This is a genomic window from Microbispora triticiradicis (assembly GCF_005864065.1).
In the GTDB taxonomy this organism is placed as follows: domain Bacteria; phylum Actinomycetota; class Actinomycetes; order Streptosporangiales; family Streptosporangiaceae; genus Microbispora; species Microbispora triticiradicis.
Genome location: NZ_VANP01000047.1, coordinates 1 through 1,007 on the forward strand (window position 1 = coordinate 1; position 1,007 = coordinate 1,007).

The 1,007-nt window shown below is 69.3% G+C and carries 1 protein-coding gene; it reads right to left on the reverse strand.

Annotated features, from left to right (window positions below):
- Positions 1 to 1,005: sugar phosphate isomerase/epimerase family protein (locus FED44_RS35450; protein WP_138463406.1), on the reverse strand; the 1,005-nt coding region annotated here is incomplete at its 3' end.
- Positions 1,006 to 1,007 lie beyond the last annotated feature (2 nt).

Sequence of the window (1,007 nt, forward strand, 5' to 3'; positions counted from 1 at the left end):
CTCGGAGGAGAAGGCGGCGTCGAAGGCCGCGTCGGGTGGGGTGATGGCGTTGAGTGCGCGGATGTAGGCGAGGGACTCGGGTGCGCCGTGCAGCCGGTCCATGCCCGCGTCCTCCCACTCGATGGAGATCGGGCCGTCGTAGCCGATGTGGTTGAGCGCGCGGAAGCACTCCTCCCACGGCACGTCCCCCCGGCCGGTGGACACGAAGTCCCAGCCACGGCGCGGGTCGGCCCAGGCCAGGTGGGAGGCCAGCCGGCCCCGCCGCCCGTCACGGGTGGCGACCCGGGCGTCCTTGCAGTCCACGTGGTAGATCTTGTCGGCGAAGTCGAGGATGAACCCCGCCGGGTCAAGACCCTGCCACACCATGTGCGAGGGGTCCCAGTTCAGCCCGAACGCCGGACGGTTGCCGATCGCCTCCAGCGTCCGCAGCGTGGTGTGGTAGTCATAGGCGATCTCGCTGGGGTGCACCTCGTGCGCGAACCGCACCCCGACCTCGTCGAACACGTCCAGGATCGGGTTGAACCGCTCGGCGAAGTCGGCGTAGCCGGCCTCGATCATCGACGGCGGCACCGGGGGGAACATGGCCAGGGTGTGCCAGATCGACGATCCGGTGAACCCGACCACGGTCTTGACCCCGAGCTTGGCGGCGGCGCGGGCGGTGTCCTTGATCTCCTCGGCGGCCCGGCGGCGGACGCCTTCGGGTTCGCCGTCGCCCCAGATGCGGGCGGGCAGGATGCCCTTGTGCCGTTCGTCGATGGGGTGGTCGCAGACGGCCTGGCCGACCAGGTGGTTGGAGATCGTCCACACCTTCAGGTCGTACTTGGCCAGGGTCTCCAGCTTGCGCTCGACGTAGGAGTCGTCGGACACGGCCTTGTCGACCTCGAAGTGGTCGCCCCAGCAGGCGATCTCAAGACCGTCGTAGCCCCACTCGGCGGCCAGCCGGCAGACCTCCTCGAACGGCAGGTCCGCCCACTGACCGGTGAACAACGTGATCGGCCTGGTCATCA